This is a genomic window from Acidothermus cellulolyticus 11B, from assembly GCF_000015025.1.
In the GTDB taxonomy this organism is placed as follows: Bacteria; Actinomycetota; Actinomycetes; order Acidothermales; family Acidothermaceae; genus Acidothermus; species Acidothermus cellulolyticus.
In genome coordinates, this window is sequence record NC_008578.1 from 263,096 (window position 1) to 286,727 (window position 23,632).

At 67.6% G+C, this 23,632-nt stretch carries 25 protein-coding genes and 1 pseudogene; 19 read left to right on the plus strand and 7 right to left on the minus strand.

The features are described from left to right. Positions 1–105: 105 nt before the first annotated feature. The 6 genes from ACEL_RS01270 to ACEL_RS01295 all read right to left on the minus strand — a co-directional run bounded on the left by ACEL_RS01270 (position 106) and on the right by ACEL_RS01295 (position 5,283). Positions 106–363: a helix-turn-helix domain-containing protein gene (locus tag ACEL_RS01270; RefSeq protein ID WP_011719081.1), complete on the minus strand. Its 258-nt coding sequence runs from the start codon at positions 361–363 to the stop codon at positions 106–108. Positions 364–638: 275 nt separating this feature from the next. After that, positions 639–1,427, minus strand: a complete 789-nt coding sequence (locus tag ACEL_RS01275) for a phosphatase (RefSeq protein WP_011719082.1) — start codon at positions 1,425–1,427, stop codon at positions 639–641. Between the two features lie 13 nt (positions 1,428–1,440). Then, positions 1,441–2,619: an acetoin utilization protein AcuC gene (locus ACEL_RS01280; RefSeq protein WP_011719083.1), complete on the minus strand. Its 1,179-nt coding sequence runs from the start codon at positions 2,617–2,619 to the stop codon at positions 1,441–1,443. Further along, a complete protein-coding gene (gene proC, locus ACEL_RS01285; protein ID WP_011719084.1) occupies positions 2,616–3,446 on the minus strand; it encodes a pyrroline-5-carboxylate reductase in 831 nt (276 codons plus the stop codon). The genes ACEL_RS01280 and proC overlap by 4 nt, the downstream gene beginning before the upstream one ends. After that, a complete protein-coding gene (locus tag ACEL_RS01290) occupies positions 3,443–4,396 on the minus strand; it encodes a proline dehydrogenase family protein (protein WP_011719085.1) in 954 nt (317 codons plus the stop codon). Before ACEL_RS01290 ends, proC begins: the two co-directional genes overlap by 4 nt. An 89-nt stretch (positions 4,397–4,485) precedes the next feature. Further along, the gene (locus ACEL_RS01295; RefSeq protein WP_011719086.1) at positions 4,486–5,283 is read right to left on the minus strand and encodes a sugar phosphate isomerase/epimerase family protein; all 798 of its coding nucleotides are present in this window, start codon (positions 5,281–5,283) and stop codon (positions 4,486–4,488) included. A 35-nt stretch (positions 5,284–5,318) separates the two neighbouring features. On the opposite strand from ACEL_RS01295, the gene ACEL_RS01300 reads away from it, so the two are divergent. The 8 genes from ACEL_RS01300 to ACEL_RS01335 all read left to right on the plus strand — a co-directional run bounded on the left by ACEL_RS01300 (position 5,319) and on the right by ACEL_RS01335 (position 13,591). Continuing rightward, positions 5,319–5,945, plus strand: a complete 627-nt coding sequence (locus ACEL_RS01300) for a histidine phosphatase family protein (RefSeq protein WP_011719087.1) — start codon at positions 5,319–5,321, stop codon at positions 5,943–5,945. 105 nt (positions 5,946–6,050) lie between these two features. Further along, positions 6,051–6,692, plus strand: coding sequence for a TlpA family protein disulfide reductase (locus tag ACEL_RS01305; protein WP_011719088.1), 642 nt, complete (start codon positions 6,051–6,053; stop codon positions 6,690–6,692). 2 nt (positions 6,693–6,694) lie between these two features. Next, positions 6,695–7,456: a cytochrome c biogenesis CcdA family protein gene (locus tag ACEL_RS01310; protein WP_041834864.1), complete on the plus strand. Its 762-nt coding sequence runs from the start codon at positions 6,695–6,697 to the stop codon at positions 7,454–7,456. After that, positions 7,453–9,264, plus strand: a complete 1,812-nt coding sequence (gene resB, locus ACEL_RS01315) for a cytochrome c biogenesis protein ResB (protein WP_011719090.1) — start codon at positions 7,453–7,455, stop codon at positions 9,262–9,264. Before ACEL_RS01310 ends, resB begins: the two co-directional genes overlap by 4 nt. Next, entirely contained in the window at positions 9,248–10,390 is a 1,143-nt protein-coding gene (gene ccsB, locus ACEL_RS01320) for a c-type cytochrome biogenesis protein CcsB (protein WP_049751321.1), read from the plus strand. The genes resB and ccsB overlap by 17 nt, the downstream gene beginning before the upstream one ends. 75 nt (positions 10,391–10,465) lie before the next feature. Then, positions 10,466–11,938: a menaquinone biosynthesis decarboxylase gene (locus ACEL_RS01325; RefSeq protein WP_011719092.1), complete on the plus strand. Its 1,473-nt coding sequence runs from the start codon at positions 10,466–10,468 to the stop codon at positions 11,936–11,938. Positions 11,939–11,996: 58 nt separating this feature from the next. Further along, positions 11,997–12,941: a menaquinone biosynthesis prenyltransferase MqnP gene (mqnP, locus tag ACEL_RS01330; protein ID WP_011719093.1), complete on the plus strand. Its 945-nt coding sequence runs from the start codon at positions 11,997–11,999 to the stop codon at positions 12,939–12,941. Beyond that, a complete protein-coding gene (locus ACEL_RS01335; RefSeq protein WP_011719094.1) occupies positions 12,938–13,591 on the plus strand; it encodes a UbiX family flavin prenyltransferase in 654 nt (217 codons plus the stop codon). The genes mqnP and ACEL_RS01335 overlap by 4 nt, the downstream gene beginning before the upstream one ends. 53 nt (positions 13,592–13,644) lie before the next feature. Here the strand turns inward: ACEL_RS01335 and ACEL_RS01340 are convergent, their stop codons facing one another. Next, positions 13,645–13,869, minus strand: a complete 225-nt coding sequence (locus ACEL_RS01340; protein WP_011719095.1) for a BldC family transcriptional regulator — start codon at positions 13,867–13,869, stop codon at positions 13,645–13,647. Positions 13,870–14,427: 558 nt separating this feature from the next. Here ACEL_RS01340 and mqnE point away from each other — a divergent pair. From mqnE to ACEL_RS01395, 11 genes and pseudogenes are all read left to right on the plus strand, one after another. After that, positions 14,428–15,582, plus strand: a complete 1,155-nt coding sequence (gene mqnE, locus ACEL_RS01345; protein WP_011719096.1) for an aminofutalosine synthase MqnE — start codon at positions 14,428–14,430, stop codon at positions 15,580–15,582. Next, a complete protein-coding gene (locus tag ACEL_RS12095; protein WP_011719097.1) occupies positions 15,579–16,013 on the plus strand; it encodes a DUF4229 domain-containing protein in 435 nt (144 codons plus the stop codon). Before mqnE ends, ACEL_RS12095 begins: the two co-directional genes overlap by 4 nt. Then, on the plus strand, positions 16,010–16,852 hold the full coding sequence (locus ACEL_RS01355; protein WP_011719098.1) for a menaquinone biosynthetic enzyme MqnA/MqnD family protein: 843 nt from the start codon (positions 16,010–16,012) through the stop codon (positions 16,850–16,852). The genes ACEL_RS12095 and ACEL_RS01355 overlap by 4 nt, the downstream gene beginning before the upstream one ends. A 116-nt stretch (positions 16,853–16,968) precedes the next feature. Then, on the plus strand, positions 16,969–17,415 hold the full coding sequence (locus tag ACEL_RS01360) for a response regulator transcription factor (protein ID WP_202943387.1): 447 nt from the start codon (positions 16,969–16,971) through the stop codon (positions 17,413–17,415). Positions 17,416–17,597: 182 nt separating this feature from the next. Continuing rightward, on the plus strand, positions 17,598–18,740 hold the full coding sequence (gene mqnC, locus ACEL_RS01365; protein ID WP_011719100.1) for a cyclic dehypoxanthinyl futalosine synthase: 1,143 nt from the start codon (positions 17,598–17,600) through the stop codon (positions 18,738–18,740). A 29-nt stretch (positions 18,741–18,769) separates the two neighbouring features. After that, positions 18,770–19,807, plus strand: coding sequence for an adenosine deaminase (add, locus tag ACEL_RS01370; RefSeq protein WP_202943388.1), 1,038 nt, complete (start codon positions 18,770–18,772; stop codon positions 19,805–19,807). After that, positions 19,753–20,529, plus strand: a complete 777-nt coding sequence (locus ACEL_RS01375; protein ID WP_238378048.1) for a demethylmenaquinone methyltransferase — start codon at positions 19,753–19,755, stop codon at positions 20,527–20,529. Before add ends, ACEL_RS01375 begins: the two co-directional genes overlap by 55 nt. Before the next feature lie 165 nt (positions 20,530–20,694). Further along, the gene (locus tag ACEL_RS01380) at positions 20,695–22,032 is read left to right on the plus strand and encodes a geranylgeranyl reductase family protein (protein ID WP_011719103.1); all 1,338 of its coding nucleotides are present in this window, start codon (positions 20,695–20,697) and stop codon (positions 22,030–22,032) included. Positions 22,033–22,139: 107 nt separating this feature from the next. Beyond that, positions 22,140–22,499, plus strand: coding sequence for an NADH-quinone oxidoreductase subunit A (locus ACEL_RS01385; protein WP_011719104.1), 360 nt, complete (start codon positions 22,140–22,142; stop codon positions 22,497–22,499). A gap of 3 nt (positions 22,500–22,502) precedes the next feature. Beyond that, positions 22,503–23,057 (plus strand): NuoB/complex I 20 kDa subunit family protein, encoded by a 555-nt coding sequence (locus ACEL_RS01390; protein WP_011719105.1) that lies wholly within the window; start codon positions 22,503–22,505, stop codon positions 23,055–23,057. Next, positions 23,000–23,632, plus strand: a pseudogene (locus tag ACEL_RS01395) (NADH-quinone oxidoreductase subunit C); the annotation flags it as partial. The gene ACEL_RS01390 and the pseudogene ACEL_RS01395, both read left to right, overlap by 58 nt.

A 23,632-nucleotide genomic window follows, 5' to 3' on the forward strand; every position in this document is an offset into this window, starting at 1 on the left:
GGGAACGAGAGTGTCGCACGTCCGACGGACGACGGATCCCCAGCTTAACGACCGCCGGCGGGCAGCCGGGTCATGCCTTCCGGCTTGACCTCAGCCGGCCTGACCTCAGCCGGCCTCGATGAACGCGTCGCGCAGGTAGTCATGGACGGCCTGCTCGGGAACCCGGAACGACCGCCCGACCCGGACTGCGGGCAACTCGCCGGCGTGGACCAGGCGGTACACCGTCATCCGGGAAACCCGCATCACGTCAGCAACCTCGGCCACCGTGAGGAAACGCACCTCGGCCAGCGTCTTGTCGCGGAGACCCTTCTCGCGGATCCGATCGCGTGGCGTGTCGCGACCCAGCCGCTTCGCTGCGCTCATGTTTGCACCAGACCCTCGGCACGCGCGGACGCCGGCTTCCCCTCCGGCGGACGATCAGCACGTGTGTTACTGAGGGTAGCTGTCGTGGGAGCAGTGGGGAAGAGGTTATCTCGCGTGGCGAACGTGACACGGCGAGTGGAGTAATCACGACGCGCAGCCGGAGCCGGGTGGAGCGCGATCGGGCTGTCGCGGGTACGGGCGGATCGACCGCGGCCGGCGCCGCCGCAGCGCGGGACCCGCCGCCAGCGCCGCCGCAGCGCGGGACCCGCCGTCGCTCAGGAGCCGTTGCGCAGGCGTTCGAGCAGGTAGTCGCTGAGCGGCTCGTAGAGGTGGGGCGGGACGTTGTCGTCCAGCGGCACGCACACCTCGATCAGCCCTTCCGCCTCACCGACGAAGAGTGCCGGGTCGTTGGAATCGGCGAATCCGACCACGGGAACACCCGCCGCGCCGGCCGCCCCGGCGAAACCGTGGTCGGCAATGACGAGATCGGGGGGCGGTTCGCCGGCGTCGGCAAGCGCGGCGAGCATGTGGCGCATCGGCTCGGGTGAGTGCGTGTGCAGGAGGTTCGCGCCGCGGGTCACAACGGCGACCCCGGCCAGGTAGCGCACGTGCCGGTCGCGGACCCGGCCGCTTGGTTCGGGCTCCTCCCAGCGCGCCTCCGGCCGCAACACGACCGCACCGGACTGACGCAGCCAGCGCGCCAACTCGATGTGTACGGCGAGCAGGCCGGTCGGATGCCCGGTGCCGAGGAGAACTCGGGCCCCCGGCCGTGCGACGGTTCGAACACGCCGAGCGAGTTCGTCGAGTCGCTCGATCGTGTTCTGCACGTTGATGGTGTCCTCGCCGTTGTCATAACCCGGATCGGGCTCCACTCCGCATCGCTGCGCCATGAGGGCGAGAATTTCCGGGAAGGACCACGTGCCTTGAAAGTCGAGTCCAAACGTGTAATCGGGATCGCGGTCGGCGAGGAGCCGGTAATTTGCCAGATTGTGTTCCCGGGGAGTCCGGACCGGCCCGGCAATACGGGCCTCGATCAAATACTTCGCTAATTCGTCGCGATCCATGCCGTTCCTCGCTTCAGTTTTTCACGTTGTTCGGCACGAACAGGCCGTGGTACGGAAACACCTCCCGCATGGTGGCAAGGATCGCCCGGTCGACGGGATCCGCCGGGTCGAGACCGTCGGCGACCTCGCGCCACGCCGGTTCGGCGCCGTCCGTCATGGTCTGCGGCGGCGACGGTTCGACCGCGCGGGCGGCGGTCCGCCAGGATTCCGGTGTCGGAGTCTCGGGGGGAATCGACGCGCCTGCGGCTTCCGCGATGAGGTGCGTCCAGCTGCGCGGCACGACACGGGCAAGGACGTACCCGCCTCCGCCGGTAGCCACCCAGCGCCCGTTGGCGAACATGTGCGCCAACCGGTGAATTGCGGCGTGCGCGGTGCGCTGCCCATCCAGGGTGAGATTGAGCTGGGCGAGCGGATCGAGCCGGTGCGTGTCGCAACCATGCTGGCTGACCAGGACGTCCGGGCGGAATGCGCGCAGCAGCGGTGGGACGACCGCATGGAAGGCCCGCAACCACCCGGCGTCATCCGTGCCCGGGGGAAGGGCGACATTGACGGCGTGGCCGCGGGCGTGCGGCCCGCCGGATTCCGTCGGCGCGCCGGTTCCGGGGAACAACGTGCGGCCGTCTTGGTGGAGCGAAATCGTCAGGACACGCGGGTCGTCGTAGAACATCGCCTGAACGCCGTCGCCGTGGTGAACGTCGATGTCGACGTATGCCACCCGTTCGGCACCGTGGTCCAGCAGCCATCGGATCGCCGCGGCGGGATCGTTGTACACGCAGAACCCGGAGGCCGCGTTCGGCATCGCATGGTGCAGCCCGCCAGCGACGTTGACGGCGTGCCGGTAACCGCCGGTCCAGACTGCCCGGGCCGCTTCGACCGAGGCGGTGACGATCCGGGTCGCGGCATCATGCATGCCGGGAAATACCGGTACGTCGCCGGTTCCCAGTCCGTACCGGAGATTCGGCTGTTCCGCGCGCACCGCGGCGATGTACTCCGCGGTGTGAATTGCCGCAGCGAGAGTGTCATCGGGCTCCGGAACCGGCGTGAGCCGCACGCTCGCCAGGACGCCAATCGCTTCGGCGAGCTGAATGGTGAGCGCGACGCGTACCGGCGCGAGCGGATGTCCAGGGCCGAAGTCGTAGCGCAGGAGTTCCGGTGACCAGATGAGAACCGTGCTGTGTTCCACTGATGTCATTGCCCGCCCGCGAGTTGCCGGGATCGGTCTCGTGCCGCTTCCAGTGCGGCAAGTAGGGCCGCTCGGACGCCGTGCCGTTCCAATTCGCGAATTGCTGCAATCGTCGTTCCCCCCGGAGAGGTGACCGCTTCCCGCAGAGCCACCGGGTGCTCGCCGGATTCCCGGAGCATGACGGCAGAGCCGTAGATGGTCTGCACGATGAGGTCGTGGGCAACCGATCGGGGCAGCCCGAGGAGGATACCGGCGTCCGTCATCGCCTCGACGAGAAAGAAAACGTACGCCGGACCGCTGCCCGAGAGTGCGGTCACCGCGTCCAGCTGGCTCTCCGGCAGGCGCAGGACCTTGCCCACGGGACGGAAAATCGCCTCAGCCCGGGCCAGATGCTCCTCGGTCGCATTCGACCCGGGCGCGAGCACGCTCATCGCTTCGCCAACCAGGGCGGGCGTATTCGGCATGACACGGATCACCGGCACGCCTTCCACCAGCCGCCGCTCAATGGCCGACGTCGTAATGCCGGCCGCGATGGTGACGACCAGCCGCTCCGGGGTGACCGCCGGTGACAGCTCGGTCAGCAGATCGTCCATGTCCTGCGGTTTGACCGCCAGCACGAGAGTGTCGGCTGTTTTCGCCGCCTCGAGATTGCTCACCGCGCGCACCTGATACCGCTCGGTCATCTCCCGTGCCCGCGCCGGATACCGCTCGGTGATGACGAGTTTCTCCGCGGGGAGTCCCGCCTTCAGCAGGCCGGAAATCAGCGCCTCGCCCATTTTCCCCGCGCCAAGGACCGCGATGGTGTCGCCGTGGTCCTGCATCGACAGGTCGGTCATTTCTTGCTCCCCAGCGCCCGAAGGAAGAACGCCACGTTGGCCGGCCGTTCCGCGAGCCGTCGCATCAGGTACGGATACCACTGACCGCCGTACGGAACGTAGACCCGCACCCGCTCGCCGCGGCGGACCAGACGCTGCTGCTCATCCGGCCGGACGCCGTACAGCATCTGGAATTCGTACGTGTCCTTGCCCCGGCCCGCTTGGGTCGCCATCACCGAGGCGATCGCGATGAGCCGCGGATCGTGGGTCGCCACCATGGGGTAACCCGAGCCGCGCATGAGAATCCGCAGGCAGCGGACGAAATTGCGGTCCACCTCGTGGCGGCGGGTGAACGCCACCTCCGCCGGTTCGCGGTACGCCCCCTTGCAGAGCCGGACGCGCGCCCCGGCTTCGGCGAGTTCGCGGCAATCCGCGAGCGATCGGCGCAAATATGCCTGGATGACGCAGCCGACGCTTGGGAATTCCCGCCGCAGCTCGGCGACTATCGCCAGGGTGTCGTCCGTGGTGGTGTGGTCCTCCATGTCGAAGGTGACCATTGTTCCCGCGGCCTGCGCGGCGGCACAGATCTCACGGGCGAGGTCGAGGGCAACGCGACGCGGCTCCTCCGGTGACCCGACCGACGCGTTCCCGGCAAGACCCAATCCGAGTGCCGAGAGTTTGAGGGAAATCTCCACCTCGGCCGCGAGCCCCGCTTGTTCGATCGCCGCTGCCAGTTCCCGGTACGCCTCGGCGGTTGCGCGCGCCTGGCTCAGGTCGCGGACCTGCTCCCCCAGCCGATCGAGACTGACGAGCAGGCCGTCCGCGACGAGCTGCCGCGCGACCGCGAGCCCGTCCGCAACCTCGGTGCCTGCGACAAATCGATGGACGACGGCGCGGGTGGGTGGTGCTGTTGCGATGAGCCGGCGCAGCGTCTGACTATCGGCGGCCTCGAGGATGAGGCGGCGCAGCATGTCGCTTCCCTTCTCGCCCCGCGGGCGGCGCCCGTCCGTACGCCTCAGGCTATCCGGCGACGACCATGGCCGGCACCGTGCTGGTGCGGTCAGGCGGTTGGTGTCGTGGTGTGCAGCGCGGCGCGGGCGAACCGCAACGCTTCCGCCAGCGCCTCGGCGCGTTCGGCGTGGGAGCGCGCCTTGGAGGTGTTCACTTCGACGGTCACGGCTCCGGGCAGATTCCGGCCGGCGACGACGCCAAGGATGGCGGCGCACGGTTGGCGCCCGCGGCCCGGCACGAGATGTTCGTCCAGCCATGAGCCGGAGCCGTCCGCGAGATGGACGTGCGCGATCCGGTCGCCGAGCGACCGGGCCAGGACGAGGCCGTCCTGACCGGCGGCCGCGGCATGCGAAATGTCCAGCGTCACGTGGGGGTAATCAAAATCCAGCGGTGACCAGGACGGCGCATACGTTGCGATGGACAGCCCAAGGGGTCCCCGCTGCGGGTACATGTTCTCCACGGCAAAGACCACGTCGGTCTCTTCGGCCATGCGGCTCAATCCGGAGACGAATTGCCGGGCGTATCCCCGCTGCCAGGCGAACGGCGGGTGGGTCACCACGGTCCGTGCGCCGAGGCGTTCGGCGAGCAACTGGGCGCGGGTCAATTTCGCCCACGGCTCGGTTCCCCAAATGCGTTGGGTGAGCAGCAGGCACGGCGAATGGACGGCGACCACCGGCATCTGGTGGTAGTCGGCGAGCCGGCGCAGTGCGGTGGCGTCCTGGCTCACCGGGTCCGCGTTCACCATGACTTCTATGCCGTCGTACCCCAGGCGCGCCGCAATTTCGAAAGCGACGGCTGTCGACTCCGGCCAGACCGAGGAGGTGGAGAGCGCGACCTGAATCGGCACATGTCGAGGGTATGCCGACTCGCTAAGGTGACCTAGTGACCAGGACCATCGTCCACCTGCTGCGCCATGGCGAGGTGTTCAACCCCCGCCACGTGCTGTACGGCCGGTTACCAGGCTTCCACCTGTCGGAAGCCGGTCTGCTGATGGCAAAGCGCGCGGCGGAGGCGCTGACCGGTCATGACGTCGTCCTCGTGCTGTCGTCACCGTTGGAGCGGGCGCGGGAGACTGCTGAGCCGGTCGCCGCCCGGTTCGGCGTACCGGTTGAGATCGACGAGCGGCTGATCGAGGCGACGAACGCGTTCGAGGGTCAACGGGTCGGTGACGGTGCGCTCCGGCGTCCGCGCAGTTGGTGGCTGGTCCGCAACCCGTGGCGGCCGTCCTGGGGCGAGCCGTACGTGGAGGTGGCCGCCCGGATGTGGGCCGCGGTCCAGGACGCGCGGCGGCGGGCGGCCGGCCATGAGGCGGTCTGTGTCAGCCATCAGCTGCCGATATGGACGGTGCGGCGCATGCTCGAGCGTCGTCCGCTCTGGCATCATCCCGGACGCCGCCAGTGCGCCCTGGGCAGCATCACCAGCCTGGTCTTCGACGACGAGGCGGTCGTCGCGGTGACGTACGCCGAGCCGTCCGGGCGTGCCGGGATCGGCGAACTCGCCGGAGCGTGACGCCGGGTGCGCCGACCCCTGATCCCGATGGTCGGCTCTCCCCCTCATGCCGGCTCGTGGCGACGACGTCGGCAGAATGGAGCCGCAGTCGACGAGGGGACTCCGGTGGCGATCTGGCAGTACATGCACGACCAACCAGGCGCCGGACGCCGCGGCTGCTCGGGTCGGCGTTTCTTTACGCAAGGATTCCGCAGCCTCGTTGCCTGCTGCGTCGTCGTGCTCCTGGCCGGCTGCGCAGCGTCGCGCGCCGCGGATAGCACCACGGTCGTCAACGGCAAGGCGGCGATTACTCGATTCGCCGCGGGGGACCGGCCGGCGGCGCCGATGGTGAGCGGGACGGACCTCTCCGGCCGTCCATTGAGCCTCGCGCAGTTTCGCGGCACGGTCATCGTGCTGAATTTCTGGGCGTCCTGGTGCCCGCCGTGCCGGTCGGAAGCCGCCGCGCTCGAACAGGTCTACACCGAGACCAAGGCTCTCGGTGTTCACTTCGTCGGTGTGGACATTCGGGAGAACGGGCCGAACGACGGGCCCGCCTTCGTTGCCGATCACCACATCAGCTATCCGAGTTTCGCGGATCCGTCCGCGTCGATTGCCTTGCAGTTCCGTGGTTCGGGCATCAATCCGGCACTTCCGCCGAGCACTCTCGTCATCGACCGCAGCGGGCGCATTGCCGCCCGGGCACTGGGTGAACTGACGTATAACCCGCTGAAGGCGCTGGTTCTCGACGTGGTCCGGGAGTCGTCGTGACGATGGCATCGATCGCGACGACGTTTCAGCACACGGTGCTCTCCGGGTCGTTGCTTCTCGCGATACCGGTCGCCGCCCTTGCCGGTCTGGTCTCGTTTCTCTCGCCGTGCGTCGTGCCGCTCGTCCCGGGATATCTCGCGTACGTCACGGGTATGTCCGGCGCCGAGTTGGGCGACGGCAGTGTCCGCAAGAGCCGGATGCTCGCCGGCAGCGCACTTTTCGTGGTGGGATTTTCGATTGCTCTCACGCTCGGTGGGGCGCTCTTCGGCTATGTCGGCTCGACCCTGGCGGCGCACCGCGACGTCGTCTACCGAGTTCTCGGGGTTGTGGTCATCGTCTTCGGTTGCGTGTTTCTCGGACTTTTTCCCGGCCTGCAGCGGGAGATCCGCATCCACCGGTTGCCGGCAGCCGGTCTTGCCGCCGCCCCGATCGTCGGTTTCGCCTTCGGCGTGGGGTGGACGCCGTGCCTCGGCCCGACCCTCGGTGCCGTGCAGGCGCTTGCGCTGGCCGGATCGAGCGCAAGTCAAGGCGCGCTGCTCACATTTGTGTACTGCCTGGGTCTCGGTATTCCCTTCATTCTCGTTGCAATTGGGTTCCGCCGAGCCCTCGGTGCGCTCGCCGTCGTCCGGCGGCACCAGCGGCTGGTGAGCACCGTCGGTGGTGTCATGCTGCTGCTTGTGGGTTTCCTGCTCGTCAGCGGCTTGTGGAACGTCGTCGTCGGAGCATTGCAGCACCTCGTCACGGGATATACGGCGCCGCTATGACCGACCTCTCCGAATCCCGCACGGACCGCGTCGCACCGGACGTGGCTGCAGTCCGCGATCACGTTCAGCTGACTCGTGATGGTGTAACGGTTGCCGAGAACGCCGACGGCGTAGCGGCCGCGGAGACCGCCGATGGTGCAGCGGCTGCGGAGACCGATGATGGTGCAGCGGCTGCGGAGACCGATGAATTCGGCACCCGGCAACGGGCCCGTCGTCCTGCGGTGGCTTCGCTCCTCGCCGTACTCCGCTGGGTGTGGTATTCGCTCACGTCAATGCGGACCGCTCTGATTCTGCTTTTCTTGCTGGCACTTGCGGCGATTCCCGGATCCATCCTGCCGCAGCGGGGTGGTGCGAATCCGGCGGCGGTGGCCGCATTCTTCAGCCGGCATCCGACCCTTGCACCCATTCTCGACCACCTGGGCGCTTTCAACGTGTACGGCTCGGCGTGGTTTGCCGCCGTCTATCTGCTGCTGTTCATTTCACTTGCCGGATGTGTCGTGCCGCGGGCATTCCGGCACGCGGCGATGTTGCGGACCCCGCCGCCGCCGACCCCGCGGAATCTCCACCGCCTACCGGCATATTGTCGGTGGGAGACGACCCTGCCGGCACGTGACGCGGTCCGCGCCGCCCGGCAGGTGCTTGCGCGTCGACATTTCCGTCTCCGCGTCGACGATCAAACGTTGGCGGTCTCCGCGGAACGCGGTCAGCTGCGGGAAACCGGCAACCTCGTCTTTCACATCGCCCTGCTGGTGGTATTGCTCGGCATTGCGGTGACCTCGGGATTCGGCTTCACCGGAACCGTCATTCTCAAAGAGCACGACACCTTCGCCGACACACAAATCGCCTACGACAGTTTCTCGGCCGGCCGCATGGTCAATGTGGGCGCGCTGCCGCCGTTCACCTTCACGCTCGACGCATTTCGGGCCAGCTTCGTCCAATCCGGTCCGACGCGTGGTGCTGCGGCGGATTACCGGGCGACAGTGACGTGGCAGCCGCGGCCCGGCGCGCCGATGCGGACGTCGGAGATTTCCGTCAACCATCCGCTCACTGTGGACGGGGTGAATGTGTACCTCACCGGCCACGGCTACGCGCCGCATTTCCGGATCCGCGACGGTTCGGGGCGCGTCTTCGACGAGACAGTGCCGTTCCTGCCTCGGGATGGCGTCTTCACTTCCCAGGGCGTGGTGAAGCTGCCGGACGCGAAGCCACAGCAGCTGGGCATCAGCGGGTTCTTCCTGCCGACCGCCGCGGCGGATCCGGTGACCGGGCAGCCGATTTCGATTTTCCCGGCGCCCGACAATCCGGTGGTGGTCCTTGGCGTCTTCGGTGGGAATCTCGGCTTGGATTCCGGTATCCCGCAATCGGTCTACACGTTGGACACCACGAAGATGCACCTGCTCGGCAAGGGAATTCTGCGCCCGGGCCAGACCCTGACGCTTCCTGATGGCCAGGGCTCGGTGACGTTCGTGGGCTTTTCGGACTTCGCCGCCTTTCAGCTCACCCGGGATCCGGGTAAGCCGATCGTCCTGGTCGCAATCAGTGTCGCGATTGCCGGTCTTCTGGTCTCGCTCGGTATCCGGCGGTGGCGGGTCTGGGTCCGTGCGGCCGAGAACGAGGCGGGACGTACGGTGGTCGAGGTTGGTGGTCTTCCCCGCACCGATGCCAGCGGGGGATTCACCGAGGCGTTCGCCCGGCTCGCCGAGGAATTGCGGCGCCGGACGGACGCCGCGGATGCGGCGGCGGATGGCGAGTCGGACGGCGTGATGCGGATCGGCGCCGGGTCGAGGAGGGATGACGGTGTCAGTTGATCCGGGATTGGCGAGCCTGTCGAATCAGCTGGTAGCGGCGGCTCTCGTCGGATATTCGTTGGCTTTCGTCGGCTACGCGGTGCGCGCCGCGTTCGGGGTGCGCGTCCCGGAGGCCGGCCAACCTACGCGCGTGCCGGACGCTGGCGAACCCGCGCGGCGCGCCGTCGCGTTGGCGTCCGTCGGAGCGGCGGCGTCCGTTGGGACGGCGTCCGTCGGGACGGCGTCGGGAGACGGAACGGCCGGTATCGGCGACACCGCCGACGGCTCGCCGCCACGCGGGGGGCTTCCGGCCGGACTCAGCGAAGACCGACCGGCTGGCGGCACCGAAGACCGCTCTGACCGGGTGTGGAGGTTCGGCGTCCGGGCGGGCCGGCTGGCCGTCGTCCTGACGATCCTCGCCTGGCTGATCCATGCGGGCGCGCTCGTGACCCGCGGCCTGTCCGTGCACCGGCTGCCCTGGGGCAACATGTACGAATTCACCCTCGCGCTGACCTGGGCGGCGGTCGGGGCGTTTCTCCTCGTGCTTGCGAGGTACCGGCAGCAGGCGCTCGGTCTGCTCGGCGTCTTCGTGATGATCCCCGTGCTGTTGGCGTTGGGACTCGCGATCACCGTCTTGTACGTCGCGGCGGCCCCGCTGGTCCCGGCGCTTCACTCGTACTGGTTGGCGATCCACGTCACCGCCGCGATCATCGCGACCGGCGTCTTCACGGTGGCGACCGCTGCGACCGTCATGTTCCTTGTCGCGGACCACTACGCGAGTGCGGAGCGCCATGGCCGTCCGGTGCGGTTCGCCGCCCTCGCCCGGCTCATGCCGAGCGCAGCGGTCTTGGACCGGCTGGCGTACCGGGCTTATGCCCTGGCGTTCCCGATCTGGACCTTCGCCGTGGTTGCGGGAGCCATCTGGGCGGAGTACGCCTGGGGGCATTACTGGCAGTGGGATCCGAAGGAGACGTGGGCGTTCATCACCTGGGTGGTCTATGCCGGTTATCTCCACGCCCGGGCCACCGCCGGCTGGCGCGGCCGGAAGGCCGCGTACGTCGCCCTCTTCGGGTTCGCGACCGTGCTCTTCAACTTCTTTGTGGTGAACATTTTCATCAGCGGCATGCACTCGTACGCCGGCATCTGACGGCCGACCGCGCTCCCGGCCCGGCGTGATGACGGCGGTGACAGGGCTGCCGGCGGACCGGGCGATACTAAGCCCATGCCGTTCGCCGATCTCCCGGAGTTTCTTGACGCACTAGAGCGGGACGGCGACCTGGTGCGGATCACAGCACCGGTCGACCCGTACCTGGAGATCACCGAGATTGTCGATCGGGTGGTGCGCAACGGCGGCCCGGCGCTGCTCTTCGAGAATGTGATCGGCTATGACATGCCGCTCGCGATGAACGTCTTCGGCACGCCGCGGCGGATGGCGAAGGTCTTCGGCGCGGCGGAGCTCGACGACGTGGGCCGGCGCATCGCCGGCCTCCTCCAACCCGGGCTGCCGCAGGGTTTCGCCGGCGTACGCGACGTCTTCTCCCGGGCCATGCAGCTCCGTGCGGTGCCGCCGAAACGGGTCCGGTCCGGGGCATGCCAGGACATCGTGCTGCGAGGGGAGGACGTCGACCTCACCCGGCTGCCGGCGCTGCACACCTGGCCGAAGGACGGCGGTCCATACTTCACCCTCGGGCTCACCCACACGAAACACCCGGAGACCGGTCAGCGGAATGTCGGGCTCTACCGGCTGCAGCGCTTCGACCGGCGCACCATCGGGATGCATTGGCAGATTCACAAGGATTCCACGGCGCACCATGCGGTGGCCGAACGCCGCGGTGAACGCCTTCCGGTCGCGGTGGCTTTCGGCTGTGACCCGGTGTTGAGCTACGTGGCCTCGGCCCCGCTGCCGGCCGATATTGACGAGTACGCGTTCGCCGGTTTTCTCCGCGGGGAACGGGTGGAGCTGGTGGAGTGTGTGAGCGTCCCCCTGGAAGTTCCCGCTTCCGCGCAGGTGGTCCTGGAGGGATGGATTGAACCGGGCGAACGGCGTCCGGAGGGGCCATTCGGCGATCACACCGGTTTCTATACGCCGGTCGAACCGTTTCCGGTGTTGCACGTGGAAACCGTGACGATGCGCAAGACCCCCATCTTCCAAGCCATCGTGGTCGGGCGTCCCCCTGCGGAGGACGCCTTTCTCGGGAAGGCGACGGAGCGCATCTTTCTTCCCTTGGTAAAACTGCTCATTCCCGATATCGTGGACCTCGACCTGCCCATCGAAGGCGTTTTTCACAACTGCGTCATCGTCAGTATCGAGAAGCGCTTTCCGAAACACGCGCATAAAGTGATGCACGCCATCTGGGGCGCCGGCATGCTGTCGTTGGCCAAGCTCATCGTTGTCGTGGACGCCGATTGCAACGTCCACGACTACCGGGACGTCGCGTGGCGGGCCTTCGGCAACGTCGATTACGCCCATGACCTCGTGCAGGCGGTCGGTCCGGTCGACCACCTCGACCACGCAAGCTATCAGCAATTCTGGGGCGGCAAAATCGGCATCGACGCGACGGCGAAACTGCCCGGCGAAGGGTACCACCGCGGCTGGCCGGAGATGATTGTCCAGGATCGCGACATCGTCGAACGGGTGAGCCGGCGTTGGGCGGAGTTCGGTCTTCCCGCCGAGCTGGGAAAGGCGCGTCCGTGACACCGGTATCGTCGCAGGCGGAATTCCACCCCGTTGCCGGCAGCTCGGAGAGGACGCCGTGACCAGTCGACGCGTGGAGACCACCGACGCCGGGACGTCCCCCCGCTCCGAGACGCCGCCCGCGCGGCGACCCGGCCGGTTGCGGGCGTTCCTCCGCCTCGTTCAATTCGAGCACTCCGTTTTCGCGTTGCCCTTCGCGTACATCGCCGCGCTCACCGCCATGTGGCAGGCGGATCGGCATGTCCATTGGCGCCAGTTGGGAATTGTCACCGTCGCCATGGTTGCGGCTCGCACGTTTGCGATGGCGGTGAACCGGATTGTCGACCGGCACATCGACGCGCGCAATCCCCGGACGCGTCAGCGGGAACTGGTGACCGGGGTTGTCTCGGTGCGTGCGGCCGGCATCGGAGCGCTGTCCGCCCTCGCCGTGCTGGTCGTCTCCGCCGCCGCGCTGAACCGGCTCTGCCTGTATTTGTCGCCGGTCGCTGCGTTCGTCCTTGCGGGTTATCCATATGCGAAACGCATCACTTGGGCGCCGCACGCTGTCCTTGGGCTCGCGCAAACCATCGGTCCCATCGGCGCGTGGATTGCGGTGACGGGTACGTGGTCGTGGACGGCGGTCTTGCTGGGCCTTGCCGTGGGGTGCTGGATCGGCGGCTTTGACATCATCTATGCCTTGCAGGATTACGAGTTCGACCGGACCGTCGGAATTCAGTCCTTGCCGGCCCGGTTCGGCCCGCATATCGCGCTCGCGTGGTCACGGGTGGCGCACTTTGCCACCATCGCCCTCCTGCTCTGGTTCGGCGCCGCCGCCGGCCTCCGGATCGTCTGGCTGGTCGGCGTACTCGCGGCCGCCGTCGCACTCGGCTACGAGCAGCATCTCGTGAAGCCGTCGGACTTTTCCAAAGTGAACCGCGCATTCTTCACGGTCAACGGATACATCGGTGTCGGGCTTTTTCTGTTCGGTCTCGGCGACCTTATCGCCGGAGGGCTGCGGTGGTGACCGATCAGCGGCAAGGCCGCCGTCCCTGGCTCGTCGGTGTGACGGGGGCGAGCGGTACGCCGTATGCCGCTGCGCTGCTGCGCGGCCTGCTCGCGGCGGGCCGGCCGGTCGACCTGGTGGTCTCGCGGGCCGCGCGGCTCACGCTCCGCGACGAAGCAGGCCTCACCTGGCGAGACGACCTGCCAAGTCTGCGGCGCTGGCTGGAGACCCCGCTCGATGACACCCTTCCGTCCCTCCCGGCCGAGCCGTGGGACGTGCGGATCTGGAAGGTGACCGATCTCGCGGCGCCGCCGTCCAGCGGTTCGTACCTGACCCACGGCATGGTCGTGATACCGGCCAGTACGGCGTCCATCGCGGCCATCGCAACCGGGCTGTCCAGGGATCTGCTGCAACGCGCCGCGGATGTCACCCTCAAAGAACGGCGTCTGCTGATCGTCGTCCCGCGGGAGACCCCGCTCACCGGAATCACCCTGCGCCAGCTGGCGACTCTGGCGGATCTGGGGGTGGCGGTCGTACCGGCGGCGCCCGCTTTTTACAGCAAACCGAAGAGCGTGCAGCAGTTGGTCGATTTCATCGCCGGGAAGGTGCTGGACCTGCTCGGCGTCGAGCACGAGCTCTTCGCGCGGTGGACGGGACAGCTCGGCGGTTGACCGGCTCGCGGGCGGAGTGCGGGGACGACGACCGCTCGCGGCGGCTCGGTCAGTCAGCTCTCCTCGGTGTCGAAGGCGACCGGACCGAACGATGGCGCCGATTCGCCGCGGAGCAAGGCCCGGACCTCCGACTCCCGGAACCGCCGGTGGCCGCCGGGCGTCCGGATGCTGCCGATCCGTCCGGACGCCGCCCATCGGGTCACCGTCTTCGGGTCCACGCGGAAGAGATTGGCGACCTCGCCCGGGGTGAGGAGCCGATCTCGGGTTGCCTCAATCATGATCTCTGCCTCCTGTCGTGCTGGTCGGCTGGATGGTCGGCTCGGCTGAGCCGGTCTGATATCGGAGGCCGGCAGGTCGCCGGCGGCAGAGTGCGGATCGTCGACCGCGCTGGGGTCGTGTGATGACCTTCTCATGAGTGTGGTGTAGTTCCGTTCTGTCTGGTGGGTGTGACGGGTGCTAACCCCCATGAGATGTGTACACGCCGATGTCCCCGCACGCCTCGATTTGCCGCGGAAATGTCGCCGTTTCGGCAAAAAAACGGGGCAGTCGTCACTATTCCACTACGGATAGTGACGAAAATTCCCGACCGCCTAAGGCGATGCGACGCATTGTCGCGACTGCATCACGTACCGTAGCGCCACTGGCGCGGTCGCGCGGCGATCCGATGCCGATCCGCAGCGGCGTCGTGGCCGCCGGCGGCCAACCGGTGGAACGATCGAGATCGCGTCACAGCGAACCGGCGCGTGTGATCGCTTATGGAGCGTGCGGCATGCTGAGGGGGATGGCCGCTGCGTCGGCAGCCCCAACCGCGCGGCTCGTTCGTCGAGGGAGGAGTTGTGGATCCCGGGCTCCAGCGTGAGATCGAAGCCAAGGTTCTGGCAGGGGAGCGCCTGAGCTTCGCGGACGGCGTCGCCCTCTACGAGTGCGACGACTTGGCCTGGCTCGGTGAGCTCGCCCACGCCGTGCGGACCAGGCTCAATGGGGATTACGTCTACTTCAATGTGAACCGGCACCTGAACCTGACCAACGTCTGCGCGGCGTCCTGCGCATACTGCAGTTTTCAACGCAAGCCGGGCGAGCCGGACGCGTACACGATGCGGGTCGAGCAGGCGGTCGAGCTCGCCCGGCAGATGGAACCGGAAGGCATCACCGAGCTGCACATCGTCAACGGTTTGCATCCCACCCTGCCCTGGCGCTATTACCCCCGCATGCTGCGGGAACTGAAGAAGGCGCTGCCGAACGTGGCGCTGAAAGCGTTCACCGCGACGGAAATTCATTGGTTCGAGAAGATTTCCGGACTCCCGGCCGATGAGATTCTCGACGAGCTCATCGACGCCGGACTGGAATCACTGACCGGCGGCGGCGCGGAAATCTTTGATTGGGAAATCCGGCGGCGCATCGTCGACCATGACACCCACTGGGAGGACTGGTCACGGATTCACCGCCTCGCGCACGCCAAGGGACTCCGGACGCCGTGCACGATGCTCTACGGTCACATCGAAGAACCGCGGCACCGGGTCGACCACGTCCTGCGGCTGCGTGAGCTGCAGGACGAGACCGGCGGTTTCGTCGTCTTCATCCCGCTGCGTTTCCAGCACGACCCCAACGGCGATCCGCGGAATCGGCTCGCCACTCAGCCGATGGCGACCGGGGCCGAGGCGCTGAAGACCTTCGCGGTCTCCCGTCTGCTCTTCGACAATGTGCCGCACGTCAAGGCGTTCTGGGTGATGCACGGTTTGACGACGGCTCAGCTGGCGTTGTCGTACGGCGCGGATGATCTCGACGGTTCGGTGGTGGAGTACAAAATCACCCATGACGCGGACCACTACGGAACGCCGAATGTGCTGCACCGGGAAGACCTTCTCGAACTGATCCGGGACGCTGGTTTCGTCCCCGTGGAACGCGACACCCGCTACAACGTCCTCCGCGTCTATCCCGGTCCGGATCCGCACCGCCGCGACGTGCCGCAACCGATGCCGACCGCCGTATGACTGAAGACTTGCGGCGCCGCGCGATCCGTGCGGTCCTCTGGTACACGGCCGCCAGGCTCGGAGTGTTCGTCGTCGCACTCGGCCTGCTCTGGTTGGTCCGTGTCCGGGGCGTGCTGCTCGTCGTCCTGGCCTTGTTGCTCTCCGGTCTCGCCAGCTTCGCCCTGCTGCGACGCCAACGGGAAGACATGGGGTCAGCGCTCGGCGAGCTGGCGCGGGTACGACGCGAACGGGCCGCCGCACGTCTGGCAGCCGAAGACCAGGACATGGAGGCGTTCGCGCCGGACGGCGGACCCGAGCCGGACGGCGCACCCGCGCCGGACGGAACGCCCGCCCGGGATGAGGAAGACCCGGACGCCGAGCGGGATGGTGCGGACGCCGCGAGGCGGAGCCGGTACCAAGACTGGACCGCGTCTGGCCAGGAGCGGCCGTGACCGTACCGCGTCCGAGGGTAGGTCACATCCAGTTCCTCAACTGCCTTCCGCTGTACTGGGGCCTTGTCCGGTCAGCAGCCCTCCTCGACATCGAGCTTTTCCGCGACACACCGGATCGGTTGAGCGATCGGCTCGTCGACGGCGACCTCGACATCGCGCCGATCAGCGTCGTCGAATATCTGCGCCACTCCGCGGACCTGCTCCTGCTGCCCGACCTCGCGGTCGGTGCCGACGGGCCGGTCATGTCGTGTGTGCTGGCAAGTCAACTGCCGTTGACCGACCTCGACGGCCGGCTCGTCGCGCTCGGCTCGACGAGCAGAACCACCGTCGAACTGGCACGGATGCTTCTGGAGGAGCGGATCGGCGTGCAGCCGCGATACCTCACCTGCCCGCCGGATCTACCGGCGATGATGCTCGAGGCGTCGGCCGCTGTCCTCATCGGCGACGTCGCGCTGCGCACGACCCTGCGGGACGGCGCGCGGCTGGGCCTCGAGGTCCACGACATGGGAGCAGCGTGGTCGGAGTGGACCGGTCTTCCCATGGTGTTCGCCGTCTGGGCCGCCCGACGGGAATTCGCCCTCGCCCATCCCGGGCTGGTCAAGGACGTCCACGCCGCATTTCTCCACTCCCGGGACCTGTCGCTGGCTCGGGTGACCGAAGTGGCGGAATCTGCGGCGAGATGGGAGGATTTCGACGTCCAGACCCTTGTGCGGTATTTCCTGACGCTGGATTTTTCGCTCGGTCCTCGGCAGCTGGCCGGCCTTCGCGAGTTCGCCCGGCGGATCGCCCCCCGCCTCGGGCTAGTCCACCCATGGCATCCGGAATTCGTCCGCGTGTAAGTCCGGGCTGGTTCGAAAGCGTTCCCACATCACCCATTGCGGTGAGAATTCAGGAATCCCCTCAAGCGGCGGGGTGAAGCTGCGATTATCGAGCAGTGTTGCCACGGTCGTCCTCGGTGCCGCTTGTCGCGGCGATGGCCGCCCACGACGCGACCGCGTCGTCGGGCACGTCGGTGCGACGGTGCCGCGTCGTCGTCGCTGATGACGCGGCGGGTATGCGCGCGTTGCTGGCAACGCTGCTGTCGATCGAACCCGATTTCGATGTGGTCGGCGTCGCCCGCGACGGCGCCGAGGCCGTCGACCTCGTGCTGCGGGAGCAGCCGGATTTGCTCGTCATTGACATCACCATGCCGGTGATGTCCGGCACCGAGGCCATCCGGCGCATTCGAGAAGCCAACCCGCGGGTCAGAGTTGCGGTGCTCTCCGGGGAACGTCAACCGCTTCCCCCCGGCGCCGACGCCATCCTCGTGAAAGGCACCGTGAACGAGGAGCTCATCGCCGTGCTGCGGCGGCTCTGCCGCGCGGGGTCGCAGCACGACGCCCCGCCACCGGCGGACTGCTAGCACCGGCTGGCTACCCTGGACGGGTGGCCAGTGAATCGATCGCGAGCGGACCAGCGGAACCGCGCCCGGCCGGTGGCGAGTCGATCCCGGCCGGTGCGGCGGTCAGCGAGCCGGCGGCTGACGCCTCCTCCGATGCGCCGCCGGATCCGGCGGCTGCGGCCGACGTCGATGTCCGTGCCGTCTTGCAGCGTGCCGTAGCCGGCGAGCGGATTGACGCGACCGAAGCGCTTGCGCTCTACACCCGCGCACCGCTGCATGCGTTGGGCCGGGCGGCCGACGCCGTCCGGCGCCGTCGCTTCGGGGAGAACGCCGCCATTGCCACGTATCTCATCGACCGGAACATCAATTACACCAACGTCTGCGTCACTGCGTGCCGCTTCTGCGCGTTCTATCGGCCGCCGAAGCACGAAGAGGGTTGGACCCATTCCATCGAGGAAATTCTCCGTCGTTGCGGGGAAGCGGTCGACCTCGGCGCCACCCAGATCATGCTTCAGGGCGGCCACCACCCTGACCTCGGCATCGAGTGGTACGAAGCGGTTTTCCGTGCCATCAAGCAGGCTTATCCCAACCTTGTCCTGCACTCACTGGGCGGTTCGGAGGTCGTCCACATCGCCCGCACCTCGGGTCTCACCTTTGCCGAGGTCATCCGCCGGCTTCGCGACGCGGGGCTCGACTCGTTCGCCGGCGCCGGCGCGGAGATCCTAGTCGACCGGCAGCGTCGTCTCATCGCACCGCTCAAGGAGTCCGGCGCCACGTGGCTGGAGGTGATGGAGACCGCGCATCGCCTTGGCGTTCAATCGACGGCGACATTCATGATGGGCACCGGAGAGACCAACGCCGAGCGGATCGAGCATCTGCGGCTTATCCGGCAGGTGCAGGACCGTACCGGCGGGTTCCGGGCGTTCATCCCGTGGACCTACCAGCCGGAGAACAACCACCTGCGCGGCCGCACCCTCGCCACGCCGGTGGAATACCTGCGGCTTCTCGCGGTGGCCCGGCTCTTTCTCGACAACATTGCGCACCTGCAGGTTTCGCAACTCACCCTAGGAAAAGAAGTCGGTCAACTCGGGCTGCATTTTGGCGCCGATGACCTCGGCTCGGTGATGCTGGAGGAGAACGTCGTCTCGTCCGCCGGCGCCCGCCACCAATGGAATCTCGCCGAGATGATTCATCTGATCCGGACCGCGGGCCGCATTCCGGCCCAGCGCGACACCCTCTACCGATACGTGCGCATTCACTGGACGCCGGACGACGACCCGCCGTTTGACCCCCGGCTCCGCTCGCACTTCTCGTCCATCGCCGTCGAGTCCCCTTCCGTGGCGTGACACCCCACGATCCCGTCTCGGTTGAGGCGGTGCCGAAAATTGAGCTCCACGTTCACCTCGAAGGCACCGTCGAGCCCGCCACGGTGCTTGATATCGCCGCACGGAATGGTCTGGCGCTGCCGGTTTCGACCGTCGACGAGCTGAGTGCGCTCTATCGCGTGACGACATTCTCGGATTTTCTCCGGCTCTGGATCCTGACCACGAACGTGCTGCGGAAGGCGGAGGATTTCTCCCAGGTCGTCGTCGATTATGCGCGACGGGCGAAGCGGCACGGCGCGGTCTATATCGAGGGGATTTTCTCGCCGGTCGAGCGGGTCATGCGCGGCGTCGGCTGGGCGGAGATTTTCGACGGGTACTGCGAGGGAGCCGAGCGGGCGTACGCCGAGCACGGGGTCGTCGTCCGCCTGACGCCGGAGGCGTATCGGGGCGCGGATCCGGAGCTGGTTGCGGAGATGGTCCGGTACGCCGGCCGATATCGCGATCGGGGCGTTGTCGGTGTCGGCATCGGCGGCGACGAACGGGCCCGGCCGACGCGGCATTACGCTGCCGCGTTTGCTCCAGCGGTCGACCTCGGGCTGGGCGTCGTGCCGCACGCCGGCGAATTCCCTCTCTTTCCCGACGGAGCATCCGGCGCGGCCACGCTGCGCGAGACGATTGAGGCGCTCAATCCCGTCCGGATCCGGCACGGCATCGCCGCCGCGGCCGATCCGGCGCTCGTAGCGGTCATTCGCGAGCGGGGCATCGTCTTGGACGTCTGCCCGACCTCCAACCTGCGGACCGGAGCGATCCGCGATCTCGCAGACCATCCCTTGCCGCGCTTGGCGGCGGCCGGGATTCCCTGCACGGTTGGCACCGACGATCCCGCCGTCTTTGACACGGATTTGTCCCGCGAATTCACCATCGCGGCCCGGCTGGGCGTTGAACCGCGCCTGCTGTACGACGCTGGGATCACCGGCGCTTTATGCGACGATGACGTGAAATCGCACCTCCGGCAGATCGGAGCCGCTACCACATGGCCGACGACAACGGCGACATGGTCGACCACAGCGGCGGGAGAGTCGCTGTGACCTCCGGCGGCGACCCGTCGGATGGTCGCGAAGACCAGACGGCCGTCGACAAGGACCCGTCGTCCATCGCCGCCATGTTCGACACGGTGGCGCGCCGCTACGACCTCGTCAACGATCTCCTCTCGCTCGGCCAGGATCGGCTCTGGCGTCGGGCGGTGGCACGAGCCGTCGCGGCCCGTCCCGGTGAGCGGGTGCTCGATCTGGCCGCCGGGACCGGCACGTCGTCGCTGGCGTTCACGGCGTCGGGTGCGTCCTGTGTCGCCTGCGACTTCTCCCTCGGCATGCTGCGCGAGGGACGGCGTCGCTACGGTTCGCGGCTGGTGTACGTCGCCGGGGACGCACTGGCGCTCCCGTTCGCCGATGGCGTCTTCGACGTCGTCACGATGTCCTTCGGCCTGCGGAACGTGGCCGACGTGGACGCCGCGTTGCGCGAGTGCCTGCGGGTCGCCCGGCGGGGCGGCCGGCTCGTCATCTGCGAATTCAGTACGCCGACCCCCCGGCTCGTCCGGTGGGGTTACGACGCGTACTTGCGGTTGGTGCCGGTGATCGGGGCACGGTTCGGCTCGAATCCGGGCTCGTACCGCTACCTGGCCGCGTCGATCCGCGGCTGGCCGGACCAGCGGACGCTTGCCACCCGCATCGCCGCCGCCGGATGGGAAAAGGTTGCGTGGCGGAACCTCTCGCTGGGGGTGGTGAGCATCCACCGCGCCATCAAGCCGTAATCGTCGCGTCGTGCGGTTGTCCCGAGGACAGCTGACGGCGGCCCGGCCGCTGCGATCCGCTTAGCCCTCTGCCGGACCGACGCCATAGACTGCAACCCGAGAGTTCGTGAAGAATTTCACAAGCTCGCATGTGGTGGCATGTGGGCGGCACCCAGGAGTTGCCGAGTGGCGCAAACACCGCAGCCGGTTCCAACGACGGGTTCGACCACCCCGTCCCCAACGGTCCTGACCGAGCCACCCGCGGGGGCTATCGTCCTGGACGCGGACGTCGTCGTCGTCGGGGCGGGACCGGCGGGCTCGACGACCGCCGCGTATCTCGCCCAGGCCGGCGTCGATGTCGTCGTCCTGGAGAAGAGTGCATTTCCGCGCGAGAAGGTCTGCGGCGACGGTCTGACGCCCCGGGCGGTCCGGCAGCTCGTGCGACTCGGCATTGACACGTCGGCCCAGGCGGGTTGGCTGCGCAACAAGGGACTGCGCATTCTCGGCGGCGGGATGCGGCTGGAGCTTCCCTGGCCGGAGCTGGCCAGCTTCCCGGACTACGGGCTGGTCCGTCCCCGGACCGACTTCGACCAGCTTCTTGCCCGGCACGCTGCGAAACTCGGCGCCGTCGTGCACGAGCGGACGCCGGTGTCGGCGCCGCTGATCGATGACCGTACCGGCCGGGTGGTCGGGGTGGTGGCCACCGCCGAGGGTGAACGACCGCTCGTTGTGCGGGGATCTGTCGTCGTCGCCGCGGATGGGAATTCGGGCCGGCTCGCGCTTGCGGTCGGCCGCGACCGGTTGCCGCGGCGCCCGATGGGTGTGGCCTACCGGCGGTATTACGCCTCCCGGCGGCACGACGACACCTGGTTGGAATCGTGGCTGGAGCTGCGGGACGGCGGACGGCTGCTGCCCGGGTACGGCTGGATTTTCGGCATGGGCGACGGGACGAGCAACGTGGGTGTCGGCATCCTCAACACGTCGTCCGCCTTCCGGAACATTGACTATCGAGCGCTGCTGCGCCGCTGGGTCGCCGGCATGCCCGCCGAGTGGGGGATTACCGAGGAGACAGCCCAGGGGCCGATCCGCGGCGCCGCGCTGCCCATGGGCTTCACCCGCAAACCGCAGTACGCCGACGGGCTTCTCCTCGTCGGCGACGCCGCAGGAATGATCAATCCGTGCAACGGTGAGGGCATCGCGTACGCGATGGAGTCCGGTGCGGCCGCTGCAGAGATCATCGTTCAAGCGCTGGCCAAGCCGACCGGCGCCGCCCGGGAGCGGACGCTTCGCAGCTACCCGCGGGTGCTGGCCGAGCAGTACGGCGGTTACTACACCCTCGGACGGTGGTTCGTCCAGCTGATCGGAAAGCCGGGAGTGATGCGGTTCCTGACCCGGCACGGCCTTCCGCACCCTCAACTGATGCGTTTCACCTTGAAATTCTTGGCGAATCTGACCGATCCGCGTGACGGCGACGCGATGGACCGCATCATCAACGCGGCCAGTCGATGGGCTCCGGCGGCGTAAGGCCATGGCACGCGTTCTAGACTGCACCGCGGTGCTCACCGGTACACCGGGACCGATGAGCGCGGGAACGGTACGCGTCGTTCGGCGCAGCAACGGGAGGTGAGCGCATGTTCAGCTATGTCCCGATCTTTGCCCTGTTCCTGCTCGCCGGCGGCTTCGCCGTCTTCTCGGTCATCGCCGGATCGCTGACCGGTCCCAAGCGGTACAACCGGGCCAAGTACGACGCGTACGAATGCGGCATTGAACCGACGCCGCAACCGATCGGCGGCGGACGGTTTCCGGTGAAGTACTACCTCACCGCCATGCTCTTCATCGTCTTCGACATTGAAATCATCTTCTTGTATCCGTGGGCGGTGGCATACGGCGACATGGGCGTTTTCGGCCTGGTGGAGATGCTGCTCTTCATCGTCACGGTGTTGATTGCGTACGTGTACGTGTGGCGGCGCGGTGGACTGGAGTGGGATTGACCCATGGGCATTGAGGAGAAAATTCCCGGCGGTTTTCTGCTCACCACGGTCGAGAAGGCCGTCGGATGGGTGCGAAAGAGCTCGCTGTGGCCGGCGACGTTCGGTCTTGCCTGCTGCGCCATTGAGATGATGGCGACCGGTGCCGGCCGGTATGACTTGGCCCGTTTCGGCATGGAGGTATTCCGCGCGTCACCCCGGCAGGCGGACCTGATGATTGTCGCCGGCCGGGTGAGCCAGAAGATGGCGCCGGTGCTCCGGCAGATTTACGACCAGATGCCGGAGCCGAAGTGGGTGCTCGCGATGGGCGTGTGCGCGTCCTCCGGGGGCATGTTCAACAACTACGCCATCGTGCAAGGCGTGGACCACGTCGTCCCCGTCGACATGTACCTGCCGGGATGCCCGCCGCGTCCGGAGATGCTCATGCACGCCATTCTCGAATTGCACGAGAAAATCAAGTCGACGAAGCTCGGCGTGCACGCCGTCCGTGAAGCGCACGAACGCGAAGAAGCGGCGAAACACGCGCTGCCGACGCACTCGATGAAGGGGTTGCTGCGATGACCGAGCCGGTACTGCGCGGTCTGCCCTCGTCGCCCCGCCCCTTCGGCGGCTACTTCGACCAGGTGGCGGACACACTGGCCGTCGCCTACCCGCGCCTGCCGGACGCGATCGAACGGACAGACGTCGATCGCGGCGAGCTCACCTTTCACGTGCGCCGGGAATATCTGCGTGAGCTGGCGCTCGTGCTTCGCGATGACGAGCGGCTCCGGTTCGAATTGCTGAATTCGCTCTCCGGGGTGCACTATCCGACCGACGTCGGCCGCGAACTGCACGTGGTTTATGAGCTGACGTCGATGACGTATCGACGTCACATCCGGCTGGAAGTCGCCGCCCCCGACGCCGATCCGCATATTCCGTCGGTGGTCGACGTGTGGCCGACGGCCGATTTCCAGGAGCGGGAGACCTGGGACATGTTCGGCGTCATCTTTGACGGGCATCCGGCGCTCACTCGAATCCTCATGCCGGATGACTGGCCCGGGCATCCGCAGCGCAAGGATTATCCCCTTGGGGGCATTCCCGTGGAGTACAAGGGAGCCACCGTTCCCCCGCCCGATGAGCGCCGCCAGTACGCATGA